The organism is Mesorhizobium sp. M0800, assembly GCF_040320095.1.
Classification (GTDB): Bacteria; Pseudomonadota; Alphaproteobacteria; order Rhizobiales; family Rhizobiaceae; genus Mesorhizobium.
Window position 1 is genome coordinate 140,195 of record NZ_JAMYOZ010000007.1, and the last position, 20,853, is coordinate 161,047.

Consider the following 20,853-nt stretch of genomic DNA (forward strand, 5'->3'; position numbering starts at 1 on the left):
GCCGACGCTACCGGCACAGGCAACGGAAGCCGTGAGCCGGTCGCGGTGCCGGAGCCGTGAGACTTAGTCCATATGCGCGGCAGGCGCCCCACCGGCGGGCGGCGCAGCCTTTGGCTTGCGCAGCAGGAAAACAAAGGGGACAGCAAGCAGTGTCATCATCATCAGCAGCTTGAAGTCATTGACGTAGGAGATCATCATCGCCTGGATATTGACCATGCGATCCATCAGCGACAGCGCCGTCGGATCGCCGCCCGCCGCTGCCGGCGATGCCGCCCAGAGGTTGGGATTGAACGGATTGATATAGGCCGAGAGCTCGGCGTGGTTGATCTGCGTGTTGCGTACCAGCAGAACCGTCACCACCGATACGCCGATCGACGAGCCAAGATTGCGCACCAGGCTGAACAGCGCCGTTGCATCGGTGCGGAAACGTGCGTCGAGCGTGGCGAAAGCCACGGTGGACAGCGGCACGAACACCATTCCCATTCCAAGGCCCTGGATGACGCCGGAGCTGAGGATAAGCCAGTTGTCCATCTGCGGCGAAAAGCTCGACATCGTGTAGAGCGATTGCGCGGTCAGCAGGAAGCCGATGACGACGAGGATCCTGGCATCGATCCTGTGCATGATCCGCCCGACGAACAGCATCGCGATCATCGTGCCGACACCGCGCGGCCCCAGGACGACGCCGATGGTGAGGGTCGGATAGCCGAAGATGGTCGACAGCATTGGCGGCAGCAGCGACATGCTCGCCAGGATGAGCACGCCCATGACAAAGATGAACGCCAGCCCGGTGACGAAATTGCGATCGAGGAAGATCTTGGGGTCGATAAAGGGGTGCTCCGCCGTCAACGTATGTATGGTGAATACCCAGAAGCCGGTGATGGAAAGACCAAGCTCGATCCATATCTCGATCGAGGAAAACCAGTCGACCTCGCCGCCGCGATCGAGCATCAGCTGCAGCGCGCCGACACCGAGCGAGAGCATGGTGAAGCCGAAGAAATCGAAGCTGCGCACCCGCCGGGCGACGCTGGGAAGATATGCGGCCATGCCGAGGAAGGCGATGATGCCGACCGGCAGGTTGATGAAGAACACCCAGCGCCAGTTGAAATTCTCGGTCAGCCAGCCACCCAGCGTCGGGCCAAGGATCGGTCCCAGCATGATGCCCGCGCCCCAGATAGCCATGGCCTGGCCGTGGCGTTCCCTGGGGTTGATGTCGAGCAGGAAGGTCTGCGACAGCGGCACGATGGCCGCGCCGAACACGCCTTGCATGAGCCGGAACAAAACGATGGTCTCAAGGCTCCAGGCGATGCCGCACAGCATTGAAAAGACGGTGAAACCGACCACGGCCGTCAGGAACAGCTCCTTGCGACCGAAGCGGTCGGCCAGCCAGCCGGTCACCGGCGTCATGATCGCGGCGGCAACGATGTAGGAGGTCAACACCCAGTTGATGTTGTCGGGGGAGGCGCCGAGATCGCCGGTCATGGTCGGCAGCGCAACGTTGGCGATCGTCGTGTCGAGCGCCTGCATGATCGTCGCAAGCATGAGCGCAACTGTGATCAGGCCGCGGTGCGGTACTTCGCAAAAGGGTTCTGGGCTGCTCATGAGCTAAAACTTCCAGCAGGTAACAAAAACGTGTACATTAGGTTTCCGGACGGCGAGGCCCCGCTGTAGAGAGACCTATCGCGGTGGGACGCGAGCATCGATGTGGGGGTTACATCGACTGAGCGTCTCGACAAAGCGGGCGCCTGCCGCCCGGAAACCGGAGGACCGAAGATCCTGCGCGGCGTTGTCTGCTCAGGCAGGCTACAGCGCAGCCCGTCTACGCATTCAACTTTTCCTGCGCCTCCCTCGGACCAATCCTGCATCCATCTCGCTGTTTGCTATGCGGCCGCTACCAGGCCTCTTTACCTGGCCTCGCCTGCCGTGGCGCGGCGGAAAATGCTCGGCAGGCCGCGGGAAACGCCGGTGTCCACCGTGACGGTCGCGCTCATGCCGGTGCGCAGCGCCGCCTTGGCGTCGGCATCGGTCAATTCCAGGCGGACCGGAATGCGCTGCGTGACCTTGACCCAGTTTCCGGTAGCGTTCTGCGCGGGCAGCAGCGAGAACTCGGCGCCGGTGCCGGCGCCGATCGCCTTGACGGTGGCTTCGAACGTCTTGCCCGGATAAGTATCGACCATGATTTCGGCCTTCTGGCCGGGTTTCATGTTGGTGAGCTGGGTTTCCTTGAAATTGGCGTCGACCCAGGTGTCGCCGGTCTCGACCAGCGAAAACAGCGGCGTGCCCGAACCGACATACTGGCCGACCTTGAACGAAGCGGCCTGGCTGATGATGCCGTCGGCGGGGGCCTTGACCGTGGTCTGGACCAGATCGTAGGCCGCCTTGTCGCGTGCGGCGAGCGCCGCCATTACCGTTGGATGCTTGTCGGTCTCGATGTCGGGATTGCCGCCAAGTGCCGCCTTGGCGCTGACGATCCCTTGCTGGGCCACGGCCAGCTGCTGCTTCGCCTTGTCGAGGTCGTTCTTGGCTTCGTCCAGAGACGACTTGGCGTTGATGCCCTTCTGGGCAAGATCGGCGGCGCGGTCATATTGCGACTGCGCGTACTGGACCTGGCTTTCGTCGGACTTCTCCTGCGCCAGCGCCTGGCTGTAGGCCGCACGCAGCTGCTCGACATTGAGCCGTGCGCCGGCCACCGCCGCATCGGCCTGGGCCAATGCGATCCGGTAGGGCTCGGGATCGATAGCGAACAACACGTCGCCCTGCTTGACAGACTGGTTGTCGAAAATGTCGACCTGAACGATGCGGCCCGCCGTATCGGCGGCTATCGACACCTTGGCCTGCTGCAGATTGGCGTTCTCGGTCTCCTGATAGCGGCCGCCGGTCACCCAGACATAGCTGCCGCCGGCGATCAACGCAGCGGGCAGCACAAACATCAAAAGGAAGCGGCCGGCACGGCGCTTCTTCTTCGGCGCCACCGGCGCCGGAGCTATCTGCGGAGCGACCGTTACCGGAGCTGCCGCCGGCTTCGCGGGAGCTTCCATCTCCAGCTTGGCCGCATTCTCATCTAGTTTGGCTACCGCGTTCATGCTGCTGCGCCTTCCGCATTCTTCACTTTTTCCGAGGGCGGCGTCTCACCATCTGCAAGATTCTGCACCATTGTCTCCAGCGCCCTGACCAGGACGCGGCGATCTTCCGGCGAAACGCCAACGAGCGATTCCTCATAAACCTCGCCGGCAAGGCTCTTGACGTGGGTGTAGGCCGCGTTCGCCTTGGCGGTCGGGAAAATCATGCGCACTCGCCTGTCGGTTGCGTCGGGACGGCGCTCGATCCAGCCGCCCTCCTCCATGCGATCGACAAGACGCGAGACGCTGATCGGCTCGATTTCGAGAAGCTCGGCAAGCCGCGCCTGCGCGACACCCGCCTCCTTGGCGACACGTACCAGAAGCCGCCATTGCGCCGAAGAAAGGCCGAAACCACTGGCGCGCGCCTCGAAGCGCTTGCGCATCAGGCGCTGCACGTCGTGGATCAAAAAGCCCAATCTGTCGATGCCGTCGGAAACCATGAGCGACATATATAATAAGCGTGCTCATAATTCAAGGAGCCGGATTGTGCCAGAAGCCGGCAAGTGTGCATGGCAGTCGGTGCAGGGCGATCGTGGTTAGCAATTTATTACGCCGGGCGCTTGTGACGAGCATGCAGAAGATCGGCGTTCAGATGCTCAGACTATCGATCTCATCCAGGCGGAAAACGCTTCGATATGCGCTTGTCGGGGGTGATTGGCTACGCAGGCAAGGTAAAAGCCATAGCCTGGCAGACAGAGATCATGTGCCTTGACTAGCCTGCCAGCCTCGAGTTCGCCACTGACGACCACATCGCTGCAGATAGCGATACCTTGGCCTGCCGCTACCGCGTCAATCGCGTGCAGCTCTTCACGGAAGCTTAGGTCCCATGCCTGGTTGGCATTGGGGATGCTGGGATCGATCGAGCGCGCGATCGCCAGCCATCGTTGCCAAGTCGGCGCTTCCGGGTCGCGGTTCGTCCAATTGAAATGGATGAGCGGGTATTGCAGCAGATCGGCGGCGCGCTCGATCTGTCGGTCGCCTCCTGCGAACAGCTCCGGGCTGCATACCGGAAAGAATGCGTCCCGAAAAATTTCCTGCGCGGGAACATCCCGCGGCATCCTGCGCGCATAGCGGATCGCGACGTCGGCGTCACCGGCTCGCAGGTCCAGAACGGCGTCTGTCCCGATGATCTCCAGTGGAATGTTCGGATGCTGTTCGCGCCACTTCGACAGGCGCGGAACCAGCCATCGGCTGGCAAATGCATTTGGGCTCGTCACGCGCAACGGGCGTTGGCCAACTCCGGCCGAGGCTGACGCAATTGCCGCAGCGAAAGCGTCGAAGCCGCTGCAAATTACCGGGAATAGCCGTTCGCCCACGCCTGTGAGCACGAGCGGTCGTGGGCGCCGCCGGAACAGCAGTTGCCCACAGACCTCCTCGAGCAATCGAATCTGGTGGCTGATGGCCGTTGGCGTCACTCCGAGTTCCGTCGCGGCCTTCCTGAAGCTCATCAGCCTGGCAGCGGCTTCGAAGGCGCGAAGCGACCCGAGCGGCGGAAGTTTTCTCATCCAGGCAGTTTAGATGAATTTAGCTCATCCAGCGACTGAGATATTCGATTTTGCAGCGAATGGCGCCGCATGAGATATTTATGATCCGGTGAACGACAGCGGCCTGTCCAACCGTGCTGGATCACGAAGGGTATCCCTCGATGAGCATGTTCAAGCTTATAGACGGTTCCGAGCCGACGTTGCAGGCGCCAGATATCGCCCGGCTCAGGCAGGCGATTAGCGGCGATCTGATCCTTGCGGACGACCCTGGCTATGACCAGGCGCGCAGAGTTTGGAATGGCATGGTCGATAAGAGGCCGGCGGCTGTCTTCTATTGCGCCGAATCCAGCGATGTCGTCACGGCCGTCAACTTCGCCCGATCGCAAGGCTTCCTCGTCGCCGTCCGCGGCGGTGGTCATAACGTCGCCGGCAGTTCGGTATGCGACGGCGGCTTGGTGATCGATGTGTCACGCATGAAGCGGATCGAAGTCGACCCGATCCGCCGTGTTGCGCGCGCAGAAGCCGGCCTGAACCTGGGCGAGTTCGACGCAGCCACACAGGTCCATGGTCTTGCGACGACCATGGGTGTCAACGCGGATACCGGCATAGCCGGACTGACACTCGGCGGCGGGTTCGGCAAGCTTGGCCGCAAACATGGACTGAGCTGCGACAACCTTGTCGCTGTCGAAATCGTGACGGCGGACGGCCGGTTGCTCACGGCAAACGCGGCCGAAAATGCAGATTTGTTCTGGGGCATTCGGGGCGGCGGCGGCAATTTCGGAATAGTCACCACCTTCGAATACAAGCTCCATCCCGTGGGTCCGCTCCTCATCGCGGGATCGATGCTATACCGCTACGAAGAGGCACGCGAAGCGATGCGGTTCTATCGTGCGTTCTCGAGCGGCGCCCCGGATGAGCTGAGCCTGGATGCAGCACTTGTGACGGCGCCCTCGGGCGAACGCTTCTTCAGCATATCGGCGTGCTACATCGGCCCACTCGACGAAGGCCAGCAAATCATTCAACCTCTGAGAGAGTATGGCACGCCAGTTGAGCGCCGGATTGCTCCTGTCCCCTATCTTCAAATCCAATCGGCCGGGGACAGCCTCTTTCCGCGCGGGCGGCGCTACTACTGGAAGGCGCAGTTCATGCGCGAAATCACAGATCAGGCGATCGATACCATGGTAGCGGCTTACATGACAGCACCCAGCGAATCGCTTCTAGTCCTGCAGCAGGTTGGCGGCGCCATCTCGCGAGTACCGATGGACGGAACGCCCTACGCCAACAGAGATGCACTTTACGATTGCTTCCCGATATCGATCTGGGACAATCCGTCTGACGACGAAACGCACATCCGATGGGCGCGCGACCTGTGGGATGCAATGAGACCGTTCTCGACCGGCGGCGTCTATGCGAATAATCTCGGCGAAGAGGGCACTGATCGGGTTCTGGCGGCTTACGGCGAGAATTATCCGAGGTTGGCCGCACTAAAGAACAAGTATGATCCCACCAATTTCTTTCGCTTGAACCAAAACATTAAGCCTGCGACCTGAGCGACCGCCCCAGGCCGATGCTCGAAATTCTGCGGCGCTGCTACAGCTCCAAATTCCAGTTCTGGCCGACCAGATCCTTGCCGAAGGAATGGTGGCGCTCCTCGTTGGTCAATTTAAAGCCCGCAGCCTCATAGATGTGGCGAGCGGCGGCGAGCACGCCGTTGGTCCACAGCGTCAGTGTCCTGTAACCCGTGGCGCGGCAGAAGCCGATACATTCCTCGACCAGCCGCTTGCCGATGCCGAGGCCGCGCGCCGACGGCTCGACATAGAGCAGGCGCAACTTCGCCACCGCGTCCGACTGGCGCACGACGAAGACCGAGCCGACGACCTCCCCTTCCCGCTCGGCGATCCAGCTGCGTTCCCATTTCGGATCGAAGGATTTGACGAAGGCACCGAGGATTTCGGCGACCAGCGCTTCATAGGTTTCGTCCCAGCCATATTCCTGCGCGTAGAGCAGGCCCTGGCGATGAATGATCCAGCCGATGTCGCCGACTTGCAGGGGCCGCAGCATATAGGGAATTTTGGGCTCGGCGCTTCCGCCCAGCAAACGCTGCACTGTCTGCATGGCCTTGACCAGCTTGTCCTGTTCGGCAACCGAAAGCCGTTCGAGCAAAGCCGCGACCTGGTCGTGCGAACCCTGGTTCAGCGGCGCGAAGGCCTGCCGCCCGGCCTTGGTCAACGCGATCGACGAGCGCCGCGCATCCGCCTCGATCGTGGCGCGCTCGACCTGATCACGCTCCTCGAACCTCTTCAGCAGCCGGCTGAGATAACCGGCATCGAGGCCGAGATCGCGCGCAAGGTCGGTGGCGGTCAGGCCATCGCGATGCGCCAGCTCATAGAGCACCCGCGCCTCGGTCAGCGAGAAGGTGCTTTTCAGCAGCCCTTCGTCGAGCAGCCCGATCTGGCGGGTGTAGAAGCGGTTGAAGGCCCGCACCGCGTCGATCCGCTCCTTGCCTGGGTGATCATGAATGGTCATGGCATCCTCCTCCCGGCAAGATCAGCGATTTAGTTGACTTAGTCAAGTATCCATTTGAAGCAATTGTCCTGATGATGCTCACCGGGCGCCTTGACTCGCGCGAGTTGCCAGCCTATTTCAGCGCCACGTTAGCACTCCCCCAAGATGAGTGCTAACCACATGTCCGGCGCCGCCGGACGGAGGAACTGTTCTCACCATTCTCATCGAGGAATAAAAAATGGCAAAGTCGAAGTTCCGCCCGCTTCATGACCGCGTGGTCGTTCGTCGGGTCGAATCCGAATCCAAGACCGCGGGCGGGATCATCATCCCCGATACGGCTAAGGAAAAGCCGCAGGAAGGCGAGATCATCGCCGTCGGTTCCGGCGCCCGCGACGAAGCCGGCAAGCTCGTCCCGCTGGACGTCAAGGCCGGTGACCGCATCCTGTTCGGCAAGTGGTCGGGCACCGAAGTCAAGCTCAATGGCGAAGACCTTCTGATCATGAAGGAATCCGACATCATGGGCATCATCGGCTGAATATCGGCCTCACCCTCGTTTAAATCTTCGGGCTCAATCCAAGCCCCTGCCAGGAGCTAAAAATGGCTGCCAAAGACGTAAAATTCTCCCGCGACGCTCGTGAGCGCATGCTGCGCGGCGTCAACATCCTCGCCGACGCGGTGAAGGTCACGCTCGGCCCCAAGGGCCGCAACGTCGTCATCGACAAGTCGTTCGGCGCACCGCGCATCACCAAGGACGGCGTCACCGTCGCCAAGGAAATCGAGCTTGAGGACAAGTTCGAAAACATGGGCGCGCAGATGGTCCGCGAAGTTGCTTCGAAGACCAACGACATCGCCGGCGACGGCACCACCACCGCGACCGTTCTGGCACAGTCGATCGTCCAGGAAGGCCACAAGTCGGTTGCCGCCGGCATGAACCCGATGGACCTCAAGCGCGGCATCGACCTCGCCGTCGCCGACGTCGTCGCGACGCTGATCAAGAACGCCAAGAAGATCAAGACCTCGGAAGAGGTTGCCCAGGTCGGCACCATCGCCGGCAATGGCGACGTGTCGGTCGGCTCGATGATCGCGGAAGCGATGCAGAAGGTCGGCAATGAGGGCGTCATCACCGTCGAGGAAGCAAAGACCGCCGAGACCGAGCTTGAAGTCGTTGAAGGCATGCAGTTCGACCGCGGCTATCTTTCGCCCTACTTCGTCACCAACGCCGAGAAGATGGTTGCGGATCTGGAAGACGCCTACATTCTTCTCCACGAGAAGAAGCTCTCCAACCTGCAGGCCATGCTGCCGATCCTCGAGGCCGTCGTGCAGACCTCGAAGCCGCTGGTCATCATCTCGGAAGATGTCGAAGGCGAGGCCCTGGCCACGCTGGTCGTCAACAAGCTGCGTGGCGGCCTGAAGATCGCTGCCGTCAAGGCGCCGGGCTTCGGTGATCGCCGCAAGGCCATGCTGGAAGACATCGCCATCCTCACCGGTGGCCAGGTCATTTCCGAAGACCTCGGCATCAAGCTCGAGAATGTCGGCCTGAACATGCTCGGCCGCGCCAAGAAGGTGTCGATCTCCAAGGAGAACACCACCATCGTCGACGGCGCCGGCAAGAAGGCCGAAATCCAGGGCCGCGTCGCCCAGATCAAGCAGCAGATCGAGGAGACCACCTCGGACTACGACAAGGAGAAGCTGCAGGAACGTCTCGCCAAGCTGGCGGGCGGCGTTGCCGTCATCCGCGTCGGCGGTGCGACCGAAGTGGAAGTCAAGGAAAAGAAGGACCGCGTCGATGACGCCCTCAACGCGACCCGCGCGGCCGTCGAAGAAGGCATCGTTCCCGGCGGCGGCGTCGCACTGCTGCGCGCTTCGCTGAGCATCAAGGCAACCGGCGCCAACTCCGACCAGACCGCGGGCATCAGCATCGTGCGTCGCGCGCTGCAGGCTCCGGCCCGCCAGATCGCGGCCAACGCCGGTGCGGAAGCATCGATCGTTGCCGGCAAGATCCTTGAGAACAAGGGGGCAACCTTCGGCTACAACGCCCAGACCGGCGAATATGGCGACATGATCGCCATGGGTATCGTCGATCCGGTCAAGGTTGTGCGCACGGCTCTGCAGGACGCGGCCTCGGTCGCCGGCCTGCTGGTCACCACCGAAGCCATGATCGCGGAGGCTCCGAAGAAGGAGTCGGCTGGCGGCGGCATGCCTGGCGGCATGGGCGGCGGCGGCATGGGCGGCATGGGTGGCATGGACTTCTAAGAAGTCCATAAAGCACGCCCATGGACTCAAGTTGCTCAAGCCCGCAAGCGGGCTTGAGTGGCGGCATGGATTTCTAATCCAACCATCCGCCTTAGATGCGGAAAGGGCGGCCGAGAGGTCGCCCTTTTTTCGTTGATGGGACGGAGGATGAGAGGCGGTCCGATTGCAAAGGAAGCGGAAGCATACCCCTCACCGCCTCTTCGACGTCGGCGCAGAACGTGAATTGCAGAGCTGGAGCGTCGGCCCTTCGGCAGGGCTCCGCGCCGGCCTCGATGCCGTGGAAGCGCGAACGTCAATGCGCCGTGACGGCGTCCTCTTTCGCTGGCAATGCCCCCTCAATCAGCGCCGCGACTTCATCGGCTACTGCCAGCACAGGGGCACGGTCGTGGGTGGCGCGTGCGATCACCATCAGCCCTTCCAGCGATGATTCGACCAGCAATGCGAGCGCGTGCGCGCGGCGCTCGGGCACCCCTGCCCTGACGAAGGCCGCCCTGAGCAAGCCTATCCATTGCTCGAAGGCGGACCGGCACAACTCGGCCAGTTCCGGCATGTCGATCGGCGAGTCCAACACCACGGGCGCGATCGGGCAACCGAGCGTGAACTGGTTGTCTTCCAGCATGCGCGCGACCGACTGGTAGATGTGGTGGACAGCCACCGCCGGGTCCTTTTCGGCAGCGAGCGCGGCGTCCAGCCTCTGCGTCACATCAGCGACGCTGTCGCGCGTCACCTCGATGACCAGCTGATCCTTGCCGCCCGGAAAGTGAAAGTAGAGCGAACCTCTCGGTGCGCCTGAGGCGCTCAAAATATCGTTGAGCGACGTGCCGTGGTAGCCGCGCTGCCTCAGCAGCAGCCCCGTCGTCTCGAGTATGCGGGTGCGGGTGTCGTTCGCCATGTCAACCCCTGTCAGGAGAGAGCATTATAGGCCTTGCCTCGAATATGACAATCGGTCTACATAATATGTAGATCAGTCTACATATACGAGAGGCAAATGCGCAGTTATCGTCTTGAAGGAACCTGCGGGACCAAGTGCCTGGTGATGCGCTACGAGGCGCAGCCGACGCCGAAGCCGCTCGAGATCGTCGTGCGTGTCCGCGCCACCTCGCTCAACCGCCGCGATACGATGATCCTCAACGGCACCTACCCGCTGGCGCCGCGCCAAGGCGTTATCCCGCTGAGCGACGGCGCCGGCGAAGTCGTTGCCGTCGGCGAGGCCGTCACCCGCTTCGCCGTCGGCGACCGCGTCACCGGCAGTTATTTTGCGCGCTGGATCGATGGCCGCATCAATGCCGGTCTGATCGACCAGCTTGGCTGCACGCTGGACGGGATGCTGGCCGAATACGCCGTGCTCGATGAGCAATGGGCGGTGCGGCTTCCCGATCATCTCGACTGGCATCAAGCGGCGACACTAACCTGCGCCGGCCTGACCGCCTGGAATGCCGTGACGGCAGCCGAAATGCCGAAGCCCGGCCAATGGGTTCTTGTCATCGGTTCAGGTGGCGTCGCGCTATTTGCGCTGCAATTCGCCAAGCTGCTCGGCTGCCGTGTCGTGGCAGTCAGCTCGCGCAACGAGAAGCTGGACCGGCTGCAGGCGCTGGGCGCCGACCTCGTCGTCTCGACCGCCGACATGCCGGAATGGGGTGCTGCGGTGCGAGAGCAGACCGGCGGCATCGACCTCGTCGTCGAGACCGGCGGCCCGCTGACCTTCGCGCAATCGATGATCGCCTGCGCGCTTTACGGGCGCATCGTGCTTCTCACCATACAGGATGCGAAAGGCGGGACGGTGCAGATCCCCGGCCCGGTCTACCAGCGCAGCCTCGCCACCATCAGCCGCCTGTTCGTCGGCAATCGCACCAACCTCGAAGCCATGCTGCGCGCCATCTCGGTGCATCGGCTTAAGCCTGTCATCGACAAGGTGTTCGCCTTCGACGAGGCCAACGACGCCTATCGCTATTTCCAGCAAGGCGACGTCTTCGGGAAAGTGGTCGTCGACGGCGCCTGACTGGTCCGCCCCAAAATCTGATCGACCCCTCAAATCAAAGGAGAGACACAATGACCATTCGTGAAGCAGGGGCCCAATGGCAGGGATCGTTGAAGGAAGGTTCGGGCCGGCTGAAGCTCGGCAGCGGCGTCTTCGAAGGCGCCTATTCGTTCCCGTCGCGTTTCGAGAACGGTCCCGGCACCAACCCCGAGGAATTGATTGCGGCGGCGCATGCCGGCTGCTTCTCGATGGCGCTGAGCGCCATCCTCGGCCGCGAAGATTACACTCCCGCACGCATCCACACGATCGCGAAAGCGCATCTCGGCGCCACCGCGGCCGGACCGACGCTGACCCGTATCGAGCTGGAGACCGAGGCAAGCGTCGCCGGGCTGGCGGCGGGGGAGTTCGAGCGGCTGGCGCAGACGGCCAAGGAGAGCTGCCTCGTGTCGCGGGCGCTGGCCGGCGTCGCAGTGATCACGCTCAAGGCCCGCCTCATCGAAACCGCTACCGATCACTGAAGGGAACGAATATCCAATGACACAGGAACTCATCATCGACATCGCCGCAGCCAAACGCTCCGCCGAAACGGCCGAGATCATGCGGCGCTACAACGACGTCTTCCAGCGCCACGACCCGTCGGCGCTCGACGATCTGGTGGCGGAAGATTGCGTGATCGAGAACACCACGCCGGCCCCGGACGGCGCCCGCCGCATCGGCAAGGGCGCCTGCGTCGAACTGTGGTCGGCGATCGCGACCGGACCCGGCACGCGCTTCGACATCGAAGAAACTTTCGTCGCCGGCGACCGGGCGACGATCCGCTGGCGCTACTGGATGGCCGACGGCAGATCGCTGCGCGGCGTCAACCTGATGCGCGTGGCGGACGGGCAGATCGTCGAGGCCATGGGCTACGTGAAGGGTTAGGTCCGCGATCTTCCTGTCTACCGGTCCGCCAGCGCCAGTTTGGCGCCGAGCATGACAAAGGCACCGGCGAAGGTGCGGCGCATCCAGGTCAGCACCTTTGGCCGCGACACGACATGGCTGCGGATCGACGCGGCAAAAATGCCATAGCCGACAAAGACCACGAAGGTGAGCAGCATGAAGATGCTGCTGAGCTCCAGCATTTTCGACAGCGCATGCGGTTCGGTGGTGCTGACGAATTGCGGCAGGAAGGCAAAGAAGAAGATCGACAGCTTCGGATTGAGGATGTTGATGAGGATGCCCGAAGTGATCACTTTGCCGGCCGAGCGCGGCGCGACATTTTCGTCGACGCTCAGGCCGCCCTTCTCCTTCAGCGTGTTCCAGGCCATGTAGAGAAGATAGGCGACGCCGAGATATTTCAGCGTCTCGAAGGCGACGGCACTGGTATGCAGCAGAGCCGCGAGGCCGGTGATGGCGGCCGCCATGTGCGGAATGATGCCGAGCGTGCAGCCGAAAGCGGCAATGATGCTGGCGCGCGCACCACGCGAAAGCCCGGCGCTCAGCGTATAGAGAACGCCGGTACCGGGCGAAGCCACGACAATCAGCGACGTCAACAGAAATTCGATGCTCACGGATGGTCTCCCGGTGCTGGCCCTGCCGCCGGCAGCGTAATCAGCGAAACGTGCGGGCACAAGCCAACCTGAGAGCCTATGCGCATTCAGATCATGCTGTTGGCGTGCAGCTTGCTATCGGCAATAGGCTGCCGAACTTCCCAGTGTTCGACCAGCTTGCTGTCCTTCAGCCTGAAAATGTCGACGATGGCCAAGCCCTCCTCCTCCGGTTCGCGTTTTGCGTGCATGTGCACGATGACGAAATCCCCTTCGGCAAAAATCCGCTTCACCTCTCCCTTCACGAGGGGAAATGACTGTTTGAGCTGCTGCAGATAGGCTTTGAAGCCTTCCGCACCATCCGCAATGTTCGGATTGTGTTGGATGTAGCGTTCGCCAAAATGCATCGAAGCAGCTTCGATGTTGCCTTGGTTTACTGCTTTGTCGATGAAGTCCAGGACGATCGCCTTGTTGGTCTCGAGCGAACTATGAATCTTGGCTGGAACTGAATTTGATGGTTCGTCACGCATGTTTTGCTCCTTCCCGTGCCTGCTTCTGCCCGGTGTGGACGGGAGCGTCCGCACGCCGACATTGCCAACATGATCTGTTGCGATTGTGAGATGGTCGATACGCTATTCCACTAGATTCTTATCCAATCGTCTAATAGCGTCGTCCTATTCATCGTTGGAGGATGGTTCTCATGGACGCCTTGTCCGAAGTTCTTGCGTCGCTGAGATTTGGCAGCGCCATGATCGGCAGCGCGACCCTGCATCGGCCATGGGGTATTTCGGTGGATCCGACAAGGAATGCCGCCATCCACGTCATACAGAACGGCGAATGCTGGTTGCGGCTGACTGGTCAAAAAGCGCCGATCCGCTTAGGCGAGGGAGATGTCATCCTTGTCGCGAGCGGTATCGGGCATGCCCTTTGCAATCCGGCGGATGCACCGACGGCATCGATATCCGCCGTCCTTTCCGCAAATCGGAGCGGACTGGAACCGAAAAGCGAGAGCGACGCGACAACTCTTCTTTGTGCGAGATATTCACTCGACGGCGTCGGGCCATACCCGATGGTTTCGCTGCTTCCTCCGCTGATCCATTTGACCCGAAATCAGATTGGCACCAGCGAGCCGCTACGGCTTGCCCTGGAACTTCTGCAGGTCGAAGCGAAAGGCGATCTCGGCGGCCACGACATTGTCGCCCCACGCCTTCTCGACAGCACGTTGATCTTCTTGTTGCGTGCCTGGATCGAACATCAGCCACTCGGAACAGGGGGATGGTTTGGCGCCTTGCGCGACAAAGGCATTGCGCAGGCTTTGCGCCTGATCCACGAGCGGCCGGGCAATCCCTGGACCATCGCTTCCCTTGCCAGCGGCGCAGCACAGTCCCGGGCCACCTTCGCGCGTCGCTTCGCTCAACTGGTAGGACAGCCGCCGCTGTCCTATGTGACCCGGTGGCGGATGAACCTTGCCGCCAAGGCTCTGCGGGAAACGAACCAGAACATTGGCGAGATCGGGCGCGCCGTCGGATATGAATCGGTGCCGTCGTTCTCGCAGGCATTCAAACGATTGACCGGACGATCGCCCGGCCTCTACCGCAGCGACTTTCGCGCATCTGATTGACGAAATTCAAACTGAGACGCCAGCCCGAGGGCCGTCATTACAGCGTCGGCAGACCGTGAGCCCGACGCGCGATCAGGCAGTCGTCATCGCCCGGCATGCAGGCGCGGCAGACGTCAGGGCGGATGTCGTAGATGCCGCAGGCCGTTGACTTGCCGACCTCGCCGCACAGTGCCGAACAGCGCGCGCCGTCGCAGCGCATACCGGCTTCGTCGGCAGCCACGTATTTTTGCGGGATAAGGTCGAGCTGCGCGTCATCCTCGGTGGAGAAGCGCGGCCATCTGGACGAGTAGGCGCAGCAGGCGCCACAGGTCTGGCAATCGAAGGCAATCGGAGCGGCGCCCTCTTGTGGCGACGAAAACTCCTCTGCGACCGCCAGGGCAAGCAGCCTTGGCGCAGATTTCCGGTCGGCATTTTGCTGCAAGGGCGCTATTTCTTCTTGGGCTTGCGCGGCGGTGCTTCCGCCGGCGACCTGAACAGATCGGTGCCCGCTTCGGCGGCTTCGCCGGTTTTTGGCGCGGCCGTCGGCTTGGCCGGCTTCACGGCGGCAGCAGGCGCTGCCGGCTGGCCCTTGGCGGAAAACTTGATTGCCATATCAATCCTCGTCAGAGAAACGCGATGATGGCGCATTCGGATTGCGAAGGCGGCCGATGAGCGCCGAAACGGCCGTGATGTTCATTTCTTCGGGCGACCAGTTCCTGGCTTCCTCGATGTGCCGGGGCGCCAGCTCGCGATGCGTGCTGCCGCTGTAGGCGGCATCCTGAAAGGTCACGCGCTCGCGGGTCTTGGCGTTTTCCCGGACGTATTCGATCAGATAATTGGGGCATTCGGCACGACCGCGCACGCCGAGCCGAACCTGGGCATCGCCGTGGACACGCCTGCAGCGCTCGAGCTTTTCGAGCACGCGCCGGACATATTCGACCGGCTTGTCTAGTTCGCCCACGACATCGGCGATGGTCGAATCTGCGGCGATCGCCTTTTGAGGCACGCGTTTGGTGGCCATCAGCGTTTGCCTGCGCGTTTCGGCGAGGCCGCGAGCGCAACCGCCGCCGCCATGTCGTCGGCTTCCTTCTCCAGGCGCAATTCGCGCAGCCGCGCGGTCTTGGCTTCGCGGGCCTGGCTGACGGCATCCCGTTCGGAATTGATGCGGTCGAGCGACATCGACTGGGTCCGCGTCTTGCTGAAAATGGATTCGGCCTGGTCGCGGGGTTTTTTTGAAGTTGCGGTCAAGGTCTTTCTCCCGGTTCGGAGCACGCCGCCGAAAAGTGGCGAGACTGGTCTTTCGGCCAGGATCCCGCACAAAGCAATACGGCAGCCGGTTTCAAATTGCTGGAACGTCCTTAGCACGTCCGGGCCGTCGAGCAGCGCTCTTTCGGCGATCGAAGCGCAAAAATGAAAAAGGCCAGGCACCGCCTGACCTTCCATGAGAGCGCCCGCGCATCCCGAGAGACGCGCAAGGAAACGTTCTTCTCATGCGCATGAGCGGGGACTTAACATCCCCGCGATCATGCGCTGGAATTTGCCATTCACCGGTGCCAGTACATCCGTGGTCACCGGTGAGGCTTAATTCCGTTTTAGGCCGCCTTCAACTGGTCGGCGGACATCTTGCCCGACTTGTTGTCGCGGACCATCTCGTAGCCAAGCTTCTGGCCCTCGACGATGTCGCGCATTCCGGCGCGCTCGACGGCTGAGATGTGGACGAAAACGTCGGCAGAACCGTCGTCAGGCTGAATAAAACCAAAACCCTTGGTGGCGTTGAACCATTTAACTGTGCCTGTGCTCATAACGAACCCTTTCCATGGCAAATATTCGTTCGCCGTCATGCGGATGCACAACAACGTTTGTCTCGATTTTGATGGGGGAAGTTCGCCAAAGGCGCGCCTAAGCACGCGGATAACAAAAGTCGGTCAAACAAATATCGACAAAATTCTTATAGACTTCTTTGCGCGTTGTGTCAATTTTTTTGATTTTCCACACTCGCGGAGACGCGCGGCGGCGGCCCGCGCCAGCACATCGGACGGCGAAAGCCGGGCTATTGCCCGCCGAAAAAACCAATCAGCCGGGAACCATTTTGGCGCCGGGGCATTCTTTCGGTGTCGAAAGCCGTTCTTGAAAGAGCGATCTTGAGAGAGGCGGACGACAAACAGGACGCCCCCGCGCAGATAAAAGGCACGAGGGGCGTTCCTGTGATGCGACCATTCGCGCCGCTGCACCCTGCCCCTCACAGCATGGCCCGGCTGAGCCCGCCATCCACCGGCAAAGCCACGCCGGTGATATAGGCGGCGTCGTCGCTGGCCAGGAATGCGGCAACCGCGCCGAATTCCGCGGGGGCTCCATAGCGCTTTGCCGGGATTTCGGCCTGACTCTCGGCGGCGATCACAGCAGCGTCCACACCCCTGTCGGCGGCGTCCATCGCGTCGAACTGTTTCGTCCGGTCCGTCGCAAAACGGCCAGGCAGCAACAGGTTGACGGTGACGCCGTCCGCCGCCACTTCGCCGGCCAGGGTCTTGGCCCAGCCGGCAAGCGACGCGCGCAACGCATTCGAAGCGGTGAGGCCGGGGATCGGCTCGCGGACGGACGTGGAGGAAACGGCGATGATGCGCCCCCAGCGCCGCGACCGCATGCCTGGCAGGAAAGAAATGGCGATACGCATCTGGCTCAGCACCATGCTGGTGAACTGCTTCTCCCAGACGCTCGCATCGAAGACGCTGGCCGCGAAGGGCGGCGGGCCGCCGCCATTGAGCAGGACGATGTCGATCCGCTGATGCTCGTCCTCGATGGCACGGATCAGCCGGGAGACGCTGTCGTTATCGGAAAGATCGGCGCTGAAGGTCGAGCAGACGGGGCCGGCGGACTCGATCGCGCGCCGCGCCGCATCCAGGGTCTCCTCCCCTCGTCCGACCAGGATGATCTCCGCGCCTTTCGCCGCGAGCGCTTCGGCGACGCCGAAACCCAGGCCCTTGCCTCCTCCGAGAACCAGCGCCTTCCGCCCCTCAAGATTTGTACTTATCAAGCCAAGCCTCCTCTGGTTTCACTGCGCACTCCCGGATAAGCCCTGAGTGCATGCTTTGGGCGTGCATCAGCGGACATGCACAATGGCGTCGGCTTCGACCGGAACATTGGCCGGCAAGCCGGCCATGCCGAGCGAGCAGCGGGCATGCTCGCCACGCTCGCCGAAAACATGGAGCAGAAATTCGGATGCTCCGTTGCCGACCTCCGAATAGGCCGCAAAGCCGGCCGCCGCGTTCACATAGACGGTCAGCTTGGCGAATCTCACGACGCGGTCGAGATTGCCGTCCAATTCCTTGTCCAGCCAATAGACGATGTTGGCCGCGCAGAGCCGGGCGGCGTTCCGCGCCGCGGCCAGATCGATCTCTGCGCCGACCTGGCCGATCGCAGCGATCTCCTGCCCGATCTCGGGGATCTGACCGGAGACATAGACGATGTCTGCGACCCGAACCGTCGGCGAGAACGGCAAAGCGGGCCGATCGAGCGACGGCCAGGCGACACCGAACTCCTCAAATCTTCGTCTGTAGGACAAGGTGGCTGCTCCTGTTTTCGTTGGTGCGAGCGGACCTTGAATTCAGATCGGGCTTTCGGGTAGCCTGATAGTACTGACACAGCTATCAGGAATTCTTATGACTGGAGATATCGACGTCCGGCTGCTGCGCGCCTTCGTCACCGTGGCCGATACGGGAACGGTGAGCCGGGCCGCCGATCGGCTTGCCCGCACCCAGGCGGCGGTGAGTATGCAGCTTCAGCGCCTCGAGGGTGAAGTCGGCGCCGAGCTGCTGCGCCGTTCGCCGCGCGGCGTGACGCTGACCGAGGCCGGCGAGATCCTGCTCGCCTTCGCCCGCAAGGCCATCGCGATCGGCGACGATGCCAGGCGCGAGATAGAAGGCCGCAAGCTGGTCGGCCGTGTCCGGCTGGGCATCGTCGAGGATTTGGCGGTGACACGGCTGCCGTTGATCATTGCCGACTTCCGCCGCCGGCATCCTTCCGTGGAGATCGAGCTGACATCAGCCAGCAGCAGCGATCTCAGCAAGTCGCTGGGCGAAGGAAAATGCGACATCGTCATGGCCGATCCGGCGCGCTTCACAAAGGCGCCGCGAGGCCATCTGTCACGACAGTTGGTCTGGGCGGCAAGCCGCATGATCGAGATCGATGACGAGGTCGAGCTTCCGCTGATCATCTTCGAAGGCGCCTGCTCCTGGCAGGACAGAATGCTGGCCTCGCTCGCCGAGGCCGGGATCGGCTGGAAGATCGGCTGCCGCGTGTCGACTTTCGCGACGCTGATCTCGGCGCTGAGGGCCGGGCTTGGCATCGGCCTTCTGCTGCAGGAAGGACTACCGCCCGACTGCCAAAGCCTCAACGGACGCTTCAACCTGCCGCCGGCGCCGATGGCGGATTTCGGCGTCTACCTCGCGAGGGACCCGTCGCGGCTGGTCGAGGAGTGTGGCGATTTCCTGCGGGCGGGATTTGAGGCGTAGCGAAAATATCTGACGCCGTTCACCGTTCCTGGTCGGTCGGGCGGATGACGATCTCGTTGACGTTGACGTGTGCCGGCTGGCCCACGGCGTAGAGAATGGCCGCGGCGATGTCCTCGGCGGTCAGCGCCTCCATGGCGGCGAGCCGCTGGTCGAGCCCGGCCTTCGCCGCCGGGTTGGTGACATGGTCGCCGAGTTCGGTGCGCACAAGGCCAGGCTCGATGACGGTGACACGAACCTTATCGGCATAGACTTCGCGGCGCAGCGATTCGGAAAAGCCGACGACGCCGAACTTGGTTGCGGCATAGCCGCTGGCGCCGGGATTGGCGACGCGTCCGGCGATCGACGAGACATTGACGATGTGACCCTTGGCGGCCCTCAGATGCGGCAGCGCCGCCTTGGTGACGCCCATCAGCGCCAGCAGGTTGAGCTCGATCATGCGGCGCCAGTCGTCGAGTTCGGCATCGGCGGCCGGCGACAGAAGCATGACACCTGCATTGTTAACGAGGATGTCGAGGCGGCCCCATTCGGTGACAACCTTGTCGACCATGGCGGTGACATCGTCGTTGCTGGTGACGTCGGCCTCGATGCGGAGCGCCGTGCCGCCGGCCTTTTCGATACGTGCGGCCAGCGCTTCGAGACGATCGGCGCGGCGTGCGGCAATCGCCACCTTGGCCCCGGCGGCTGCGAGCGCCACAGCCGTTGCCTCGCCGATGCCCGAGGAGGCGCCGGTGACAAGTGCGACCTTGGCGGCCAGTGCGGAAGAAACAGAAGTCATTGTGAAGTCTCCAAGGCCCCTGCCCGATCTTCAGATAGGCCGCGGGCCGCGAAGTGGAAGACCGGCTTTGCGTGGTTCTACTCGTCTGGGCCGGGCTCCGGCCAAGGCTCTTTCGCCGCCTCGGCATACCAGTGGCGCATCGCCGGCATCGAAAGCACGGCGTCGACATAGGCGCGGGTATCGGTTGCCAGCGTGCCGCCATAGGTGTCGAAGCGGGTGACGACCGGCGCGTACATGGCATCGGCCGCGGTGAAACGGCCAAACAGAAACGGCCCGCCTTTGCCGTGCTTTTCGCGGCATTCGCGCCATAGCCCTTCGATGCGCGCCCGTTGTGCCTCACCTTCGGCGTCGAGCGGCTTGTGGCCTTTTGGCCGGCGCAAATTCATCGGCCAGCCATAGCGGACCTCGCGAAAGCCGGAATGCATCTCTGTCGCCGCCGAGCGGGCCAGCGCGCGGGCGCCGATGTCGGCCGGCCAGAGTTTTTTCCCGGGAAACAGCTCGGCGAGATATTCAAGGATGGCAAGGGTTTCCCAGACGATCCGGACCTCGCCATTCGGCAGCCGATGGTTCAGCACCGGCACCTGGCCGGTCGGCGATATCCTGGCCAGATTGGCCGCGGTCTCGGGCGTGCGCAGGCGCACAAGACCTTCCTCGAACGGGATCTCCAGATACTTCATCGCCAGCCACGGCCGCAGTGACCACGACGAAAAACACTTGTTGCCGATGAAGAGCGTGAATTCAGCCATTGTCCCTCCGGCCCTGTCTGTTCGGGCGTTCTGGTGCACCCTATCCTGTCGGCTTTGCGGCCGGAAGCTATCCCAATCGACGGGCAGAACCCGGAACCTAAGCGATCCGCGACCGTTTCTCCAGGCGAACGGTTCAGGAGATGCGAGATGGTGAACAAGGATCAGGTTGCCGGCGTTGCCAAGCAAGCCAAGGGCTCGGTCAAGCAGACCGCCGGCAAGGCCACCGGCAACAGGCGCACCGAGGCCGAAGGCGACGTCGACAAGGCCACCGGCAAGATGCAGAAGGCTTACGGCGACGTGAAGGACAAGGCTAGGGAGGCGCTTTGACGCCGGCCCTTTGCAAACCAGAAAAGGCGCTCGGC

The 20,853-nt window shown here is 62.4% G+C and carries 26 protein-coding genes; 9 read left to right on the forward strand and 17 right to left on the reverse strand.

What is annotated here, in order from left to right; translation table 11 throughout:
- Positions 1 to 63: 63 nt before the first annotated feature.
- The 4 genes from NKI18_RS11985 to NKI18_RS12000 form a co-directional block, all read right to left on the reverse strand.
- Positions 64 to 1,599, reverse strand: coding sequence for a DHA2 family efflux MFS transporter permease subunit (locus tag NKI18_RS11985; RefSeq protein ID WP_352616826.1), 1,536 nt, complete (start codon positions 1,597 to 1,599; stop codon positions 64 to 66).
- Between the two features lie 302 nt (positions 1,600 to 1,901).
- Positions 1,902 to 3,080, reverse strand: a complete 1,179-nt coding sequence (locus NKI18_RS11990) for an HlyD family secretion protein (protein ID WP_352453709.1) — start codon at positions 3,078 to 3,080, stop codon at positions 1,902 to 1,904.
- The gene (locus NKI18_RS11995; RefSeq protein ID WP_352617015.1) at positions 3,077 to 3,556 is read right to left on the reverse strand and encodes a MarR family winged helix-turn-helix transcriptional regulator; all 480 of its coding nucleotides are present in this window, start codon (positions 3,554 to 3,556) and stop codon (positions 3,077 to 3,079) included. The genes NKI18_RS11990 and NKI18_RS11995 overlap by 4 nt, the downstream gene beginning before the upstream one ends.
- A 156-nt stretch (positions 3,557 to 3,712) precedes the next feature.
- Complete coding sequence (locus NKI18_RS12000; protein WP_352517858.1) at positions 3,713 to 4,621, reverse strand: LysR substrate-binding domain-containing protein; 909 nt, start codon at positions 4,619 to 4,621, stop codon at positions 3,713 to 3,715.
- Positions 4,622 to 4,761: 140 nt separating this feature from the next.
- Between NKI18_RS12000 and NKI18_RS12005 the strand changes: the two genes are divergently transcribed.
- Positions 4,762 to 6,150, forward strand: coding sequence for an FAD-binding oxidoreductase (locus NKI18_RS12005; RefSeq protein WP_353019777.1), 1,389 nt, complete (start codon positions 4,762 to 4,764; stop codon positions 6,148 to 6,150).
- Positions 6,151 to 6,190: 40 nt separating this feature from the next.
- Here NKI18_RS12005 and NKI18_RS12010 read toward each other — a convergent pair whose 3' ends face one another.
- Positions 6,191 to 7,126, reverse strand: a complete 936-nt coding sequence (locus NKI18_RS12010) for a bifunctional helix-turn-helix transcriptional regulator/GNAT family N-acetyltransferase (protein ID WP_352616821.1) — start codon at positions 7,124 to 7,126, stop codon at positions 6,191 to 6,193.
- Between the two features lie 217 nt (positions 7,127 to 7,343).
- Between NKI18_RS12010 and groES the strand changes: the two genes are divergently transcribed.
- Together groES and groL are read left to right on the forward strand one after the other, a co-directional pair.
- Positions 7,344 to 7,640: a co-chaperone GroES gene (gene groES / locus NKI18_RS12015; protein WP_006203049.1), complete on the forward strand. Its 297-nt coding sequence runs from the start codon at positions 7,344 to 7,346 to the stop codon at positions 7,638 to 7,640.
- Positions 7,641 to 7,702: 62 nt separating this feature from the next.
- Positions 7,703 to 9,358 (forward strand): chaperonin GroEL, encoded by a 1,656-nt coding sequence (gene groL, locus NKI18_RS12020; protein WP_352616818.1) that lies wholly within the window; start codon positions 7,703 to 7,705, stop codon positions 9,356 to 9,358.
- A 292-nt stretch (positions 9,359 to 9,650) separates the two neighbouring features.
- Here groL and NKI18_RS12025 read toward each other — a convergent pair whose 3' ends face one another.
- Positions 9,651 to 10,250, reverse strand: a complete 600-nt coding sequence (locus tag NKI18_RS12025) for a TetR/AcrR family transcriptional regulator (protein ID WP_352616815.1) — start codon at positions 10,248 to 10,250, stop codon at positions 9,651 to 9,653.
- 96 nt (positions 10,251 to 10,346) lie between these two features.
- Here NKI18_RS12025 and NKI18_RS12030 point away from each other — a divergent pair, with 96 nt between their 5' ends.
- From NKI18_RS12030 to NKI18_RS12040, 3 genes are read left to right on the forward strand one after another with little or no spacing between them, the layout of a single operon-like run.
- Positions 10,347 to 11,357, forward strand: coding sequence for a zinc-dependent alcohol dehydrogenase family protein (locus tag NKI18_RS12030; RefSeq protein ID WP_352616812.1), 1,011 nt, complete (start codon positions 10,347 to 10,349; stop codon positions 11,355 to 11,357).
- Between the two features lie 50 nt (positions 11,358 to 11,407).
- Positions 11,408 to 11,854: an OsmC family protein gene (locus tag NKI18_RS12035; RefSeq protein WP_352616809.1), complete on the forward strand. Its 447-nt coding sequence runs from the start codon at positions 11,408 to 11,410 to the stop codon at positions 11,852 to 11,854.
- A 16-nt stretch (positions 11,855 to 11,870) separates the two neighbouring features.
- Positions 11,871 to 12,257 carry a nuclear transport factor 2 family protein gene (locus tag NKI18_RS12040; protein WP_352616806.1) on the forward strand — a complete coding sequence of 129 codons (387 nt, stop codon included), beginning with the start codon at positions 11,871 to 11,873 and terminating at the stop codon, positions 12,255 to 12,257.
- A 17-nt stretch (positions 12,258 to 12,274) separates the two neighbouring features.
- Here NKI18_RS12040 and NKI18_RS12045 read toward each other — a convergent pair whose 3' ends face one another.
- Together NKI18_RS12045 and NKI18_RS12050 are read right to left on the reverse strand one after the other, a co-directional pair.
- Entirely contained in the window at positions 12,275 to 12,886 is a 612-nt protein-coding gene (locus tag NKI18_RS12045) for a LysE family translocator (protein ID WP_352616803.1), read from the reverse strand.
- Between the two features lie 86 nt (positions 12,887 to 12,972).
- Complete coding sequence (locus tag NKI18_RS12050; protein ID WP_352616800.1) at positions 12,973 to 13,392, reverse strand: nuclear transport factor 2 family protein; 420 nt, start codon at positions 13,390 to 13,392, stop codon at positions 12,973 to 12,975.
- A gap of 170 nt (positions 13,393 to 13,562) precedes the next feature.
- On the opposite strand from NKI18_RS12050, the gene NKI18_RS12055 reads away from it, so the two are divergent.
- On the forward strand, positions 13,563 to 14,483 hold the full coding sequence (locus NKI18_RS12055) for an AraC family transcriptional regulator (RefSeq protein ID WP_353019780.1): 921 nt from the start codon (positions 13,563 to 13,565) through the stop codon (positions 14,481 to 14,483).
- A 37-nt stretch (positions 14,484 to 14,520) separates the two neighbouring features.
- On the opposite strand, the gene NKI18_RS12060 is transcribed toward NKI18_RS12055, so the two are convergent.
- The 7 genes from NKI18_RS12060 to NKI18_RS12090 all read right to left on the reverse strand — a co-directional run bounded on the left by NKI18_RS12060 (position 14,521) and on the right by NKI18_RS12090 (position 18,021).
- Positions 14,521 to 14,859 (reverse strand): YkgJ family cysteine cluster protein, encoded by a 339-nt coding sequence (locus NKI18_RS12060; RefSeq protein ID WP_352569825.1) that lies wholly within the window; start codon positions 14,857 to 14,859, stop codon positions 14,521 to 14,523.
- Positions 14,860 to 14,909: 50 nt separating this feature from the next.
- Positions 14,910 to 15,074: a hypothetical protein gene (locus tag NKI18_RS12065; RefSeq protein WP_352569748.1), complete on the reverse strand. Its 165-nt coding sequence runs from the start codon at positions 15,072 to 15,074 to the stop codon at positions 14,910 to 14,912.
- A 1-nt stretch (position 15,075) separates the two neighbouring features.
- Positions 15,076 to 15,483 (reverse strand): hypothetical protein, encoded by a 408-nt coding sequence (locus tag NKI18_RS12070; RefSeq protein ID WP_292664441.1) that lies wholly within the window; start codon positions 15,481 to 15,483, stop codon positions 15,076 to 15,078.
- Positions 15,483 to 15,710 (reverse strand): hypothetical protein, encoded by a 228-nt coding sequence (locus NKI18_RS12075; protein ID WP_023677608.1) that lies wholly within the window; start codon positions 15,708 to 15,710, stop codon positions 15,483 to 15,485. Before NKI18_RS12075 ends, NKI18_RS12070 begins: the two co-directional genes overlap by 1 nt.
- Before the next feature lie 344 nt (positions 15,711 to 16,054).
- Positions 16,055 to 16,264, reverse strand: coding sequence for a cold-shock protein (locus NKI18_RS12080; protein ID WP_010915421.1), 210 nt, complete (start codon positions 16,262 to 16,264; stop codon positions 16,055 to 16,057).
- Positions 16,265 to 16,701: 437 nt separating this feature from the next.
- Complete coding sequence (locus tag NKI18_RS12085; RefSeq protein WP_352616793.1) at positions 16,702 to 17,493, reverse strand: SDR family oxidoreductase; 792 nt, start codon at positions 17,491 to 17,493, stop codon at positions 16,702 to 16,704.
- A 66-nt stretch (positions 17,494 to 17,559) separates the two neighbouring features.
- A complete protein-coding gene (locus NKI18_RS12090) occupies positions 17,560 to 18,021 on the reverse strand; it encodes a RidA family protein (protein ID WP_352616790.1) in 462 nt (153 codons plus the stop codon).
- Between the two features lie 97 nt (positions 18,022 to 18,118).
- Here NKI18_RS12090 and NKI18_RS12095 point away from each other — a divergent pair, with 97 nt between their 5' ends.
- Positions 18,119 to 18,970 (forward strand): LysR family transcriptional regulator, encoded by an 852-nt coding sequence (locus tag NKI18_RS12095; protein WP_352458366.1) that lies wholly within the window; start codon positions 18,119 to 18,121, stop codon positions 18,968 to 18,970.
- Between the two features lie 19 nt (positions 18,971 to 18,989).
- Here the strand turns inward: NKI18_RS12095 and NKI18_RS12100 are convergent, their stop codons facing one another.
- Positions 18,990 to 19,745: an SDR family NAD(P)-dependent oxidoreductase gene (locus NKI18_RS12100; protein ID WP_352616784.1), complete on the reverse strand. Its 756-nt coding sequence runs from the start codon at positions 19,743 to 19,745 to the stop codon at positions 18,990 to 18,992.
- A 77-nt stretch (positions 19,746 to 19,822) separates the two neighbouring features.
- Positions 19,823 to 20,491, reverse strand: a complete 669-nt coding sequence (locus NKI18_RS12105) for a glutathione S-transferase family protein (RefSeq protein ID WP_352616781.1) — start codon at positions 20,489 to 20,491, stop codon at positions 19,823 to 19,825.
- 147 nt (positions 20,492 to 20,638) lie between these two features.
- On the opposite strand from NKI18_RS12105, the gene NKI18_RS12110 reads away from it, so the two are divergent.
- Positions 20,639 to 20,818 (forward strand): CsbD family protein, encoded by a 180-nt coding sequence (locus NKI18_RS12110; protein WP_352616778.1) that lies wholly within the window; start codon positions 20,639 to 20,641, stop codon positions 20,816 to 20,818.
- Positions 20,819 to 20,853 lie beyond the last annotated feature (35 nt).

Excerpts from the sequence above, each read along its gene's own strand:
- NKI18_RS11985 (WP_352616826.1), bottom strand. The coding sequence starts at position 1,599 with ATGAGCAGCCCAGAACCCTTTTGCGAAGTACCGCACCGCGGCCTGATC.
- NKI18_RS11990 (WP_352453709.1), bottom strand. The coding sequence starts at position 3,080 with ATGAACGCGGTAGCCAAACTAGATGAGAATGCGGCCAAGCTGGAGATG.
- NKI18_RS11995 (WP_352617015.1), bottom strand. The coding sequence starts at position 3,556 with ATGGTTTCCGACGGCATCGACAGATTGGGCTTTTTGATCCACGACGTG.
- NKI18_RS12000 (WP_352517858.1), bottom strand. The coding sequence starts at position 4,621 with ATGAGAAAACTTCCGCCGCTCGGGTCGCTTCGCGCCTTCGAAGCCGCT.
- NKI18_RS12005 (WP_353019777.1), top strand. The coding sequence starts at position 4,762 with ATGAGCATGTTCAAGCTTATAGACGGTTCCGAGCCGACGTTGCAGGCG.
- NKI18_RS12010 (WP_352616821.1), bottom strand. The coding sequence starts at position 7,126 with ATGACCATTCATGATCACCCAGGCAAGGAGCGGATCGACGCGGTGCGG.
- groES (WP_006203049.1), top strand. The coding sequence starts at position 7,344 with ATGGCAAAGTCGAAGTTCCGCCCGCTTCATGACCGCGTGGTCGTTCGT.
- groL (WP_352616818.1), top strand. The coding sequence starts at position 7,703 with ATGGCTGCCAAAGACGTAAAATTCTCCCGCGACGCTCGTGAGCGCATG.
- NKI18_RS12025 (WP_352616815.1), bottom strand. The coding sequence starts at position 10,250 with ATGGCGAACGACACCCGCACCCGCATACTCGAGACGACGGGGCTGCTG.
- NKI18_RS12030 (WP_352616812.1), top strand. The coding sequence starts at position 10,347 with ATGCGCAGTTATCGTCTTGAAGGAACCTGCGGGACCAAGTGCCTGGTG.
- NKI18_RS12035 (WP_352616809.1), top strand. The coding sequence starts at position 11,408 with ATGACCATTCGTGAAGCAGGGGCCCAATGGCAGGGATCGTTGAAGGAA.
- NKI18_RS12040 (WP_352616806.1), top strand. The coding sequence starts at position 11,871 with ATGACACAGGAACTCATCATCGACATCGCCGCAGCCAAACGCTCCGCC.
- NKI18_RS12050 (WP_352616800.1), bottom strand. The coding sequence starts at position 13,392 with ATGCGTGACGAACCATCAAATTCAGTTCCAGCCAAGATTCATAGTTCG.
- NKI18_RS12055 (WP_353019780.1), top strand. The coding sequence starts at position 13,563 with ATGGACGCCTTGTCCGAAGTTCTTGCGTCGCTGAGATTTGGCAGCGCC.
- NKI18_RS12065 (WP_352569748.1), bottom strand. The coding sequence starts at position 15,074 with ATGGCAATCAAGTTTTCCGCCAAGGGCCAGCCGGCAGCGCCTGCTGCC.
- NKI18_RS12070 (WP_292664441.1), bottom strand. The coding sequence starts at position 15,483 with ATGGCCACCAAACGCGTGCCTCAAAAGGCGATCGCCGCAGATTCGACC.
- NKI18_RS12080 (WP_010915421.1), bottom strand. The coding sequence starts at position 16,264 with ATGAGCACAGGCACAGTTAAATGGTTCAACGCCACCAAGGGTTTTGGT.
- NKI18_RS12095 (WP_352458366.1), top strand. The coding sequence starts at position 18,119 with ATGACTGGAGATATCGACGTCCGGCTGCTGCGCGCCTTCGTCACCGTG.
- NKI18_RS12100 (WP_352616784.1), bottom strand. The coding sequence starts at position 19,745 with ATGACTTCTGTTTCTTCCGCACTGGCCGCCAAGGTCGCACTTGTCACC.
- NKI18_RS12105 (WP_352616781.1), bottom strand. The coding sequence starts at position 20,491 with ATGGCTGAATTCACGCTCTTCATCGGCAACAAGTGTTTTTCGTCGTGG.
- NKI18_RS12110 (WP_352616778.1), top strand. The coding sequence starts at position 20,639 with ATGGTGAACAAGGATCAGGTTGCCGGCGTTGCCAAGCAAGCCAAGGGC.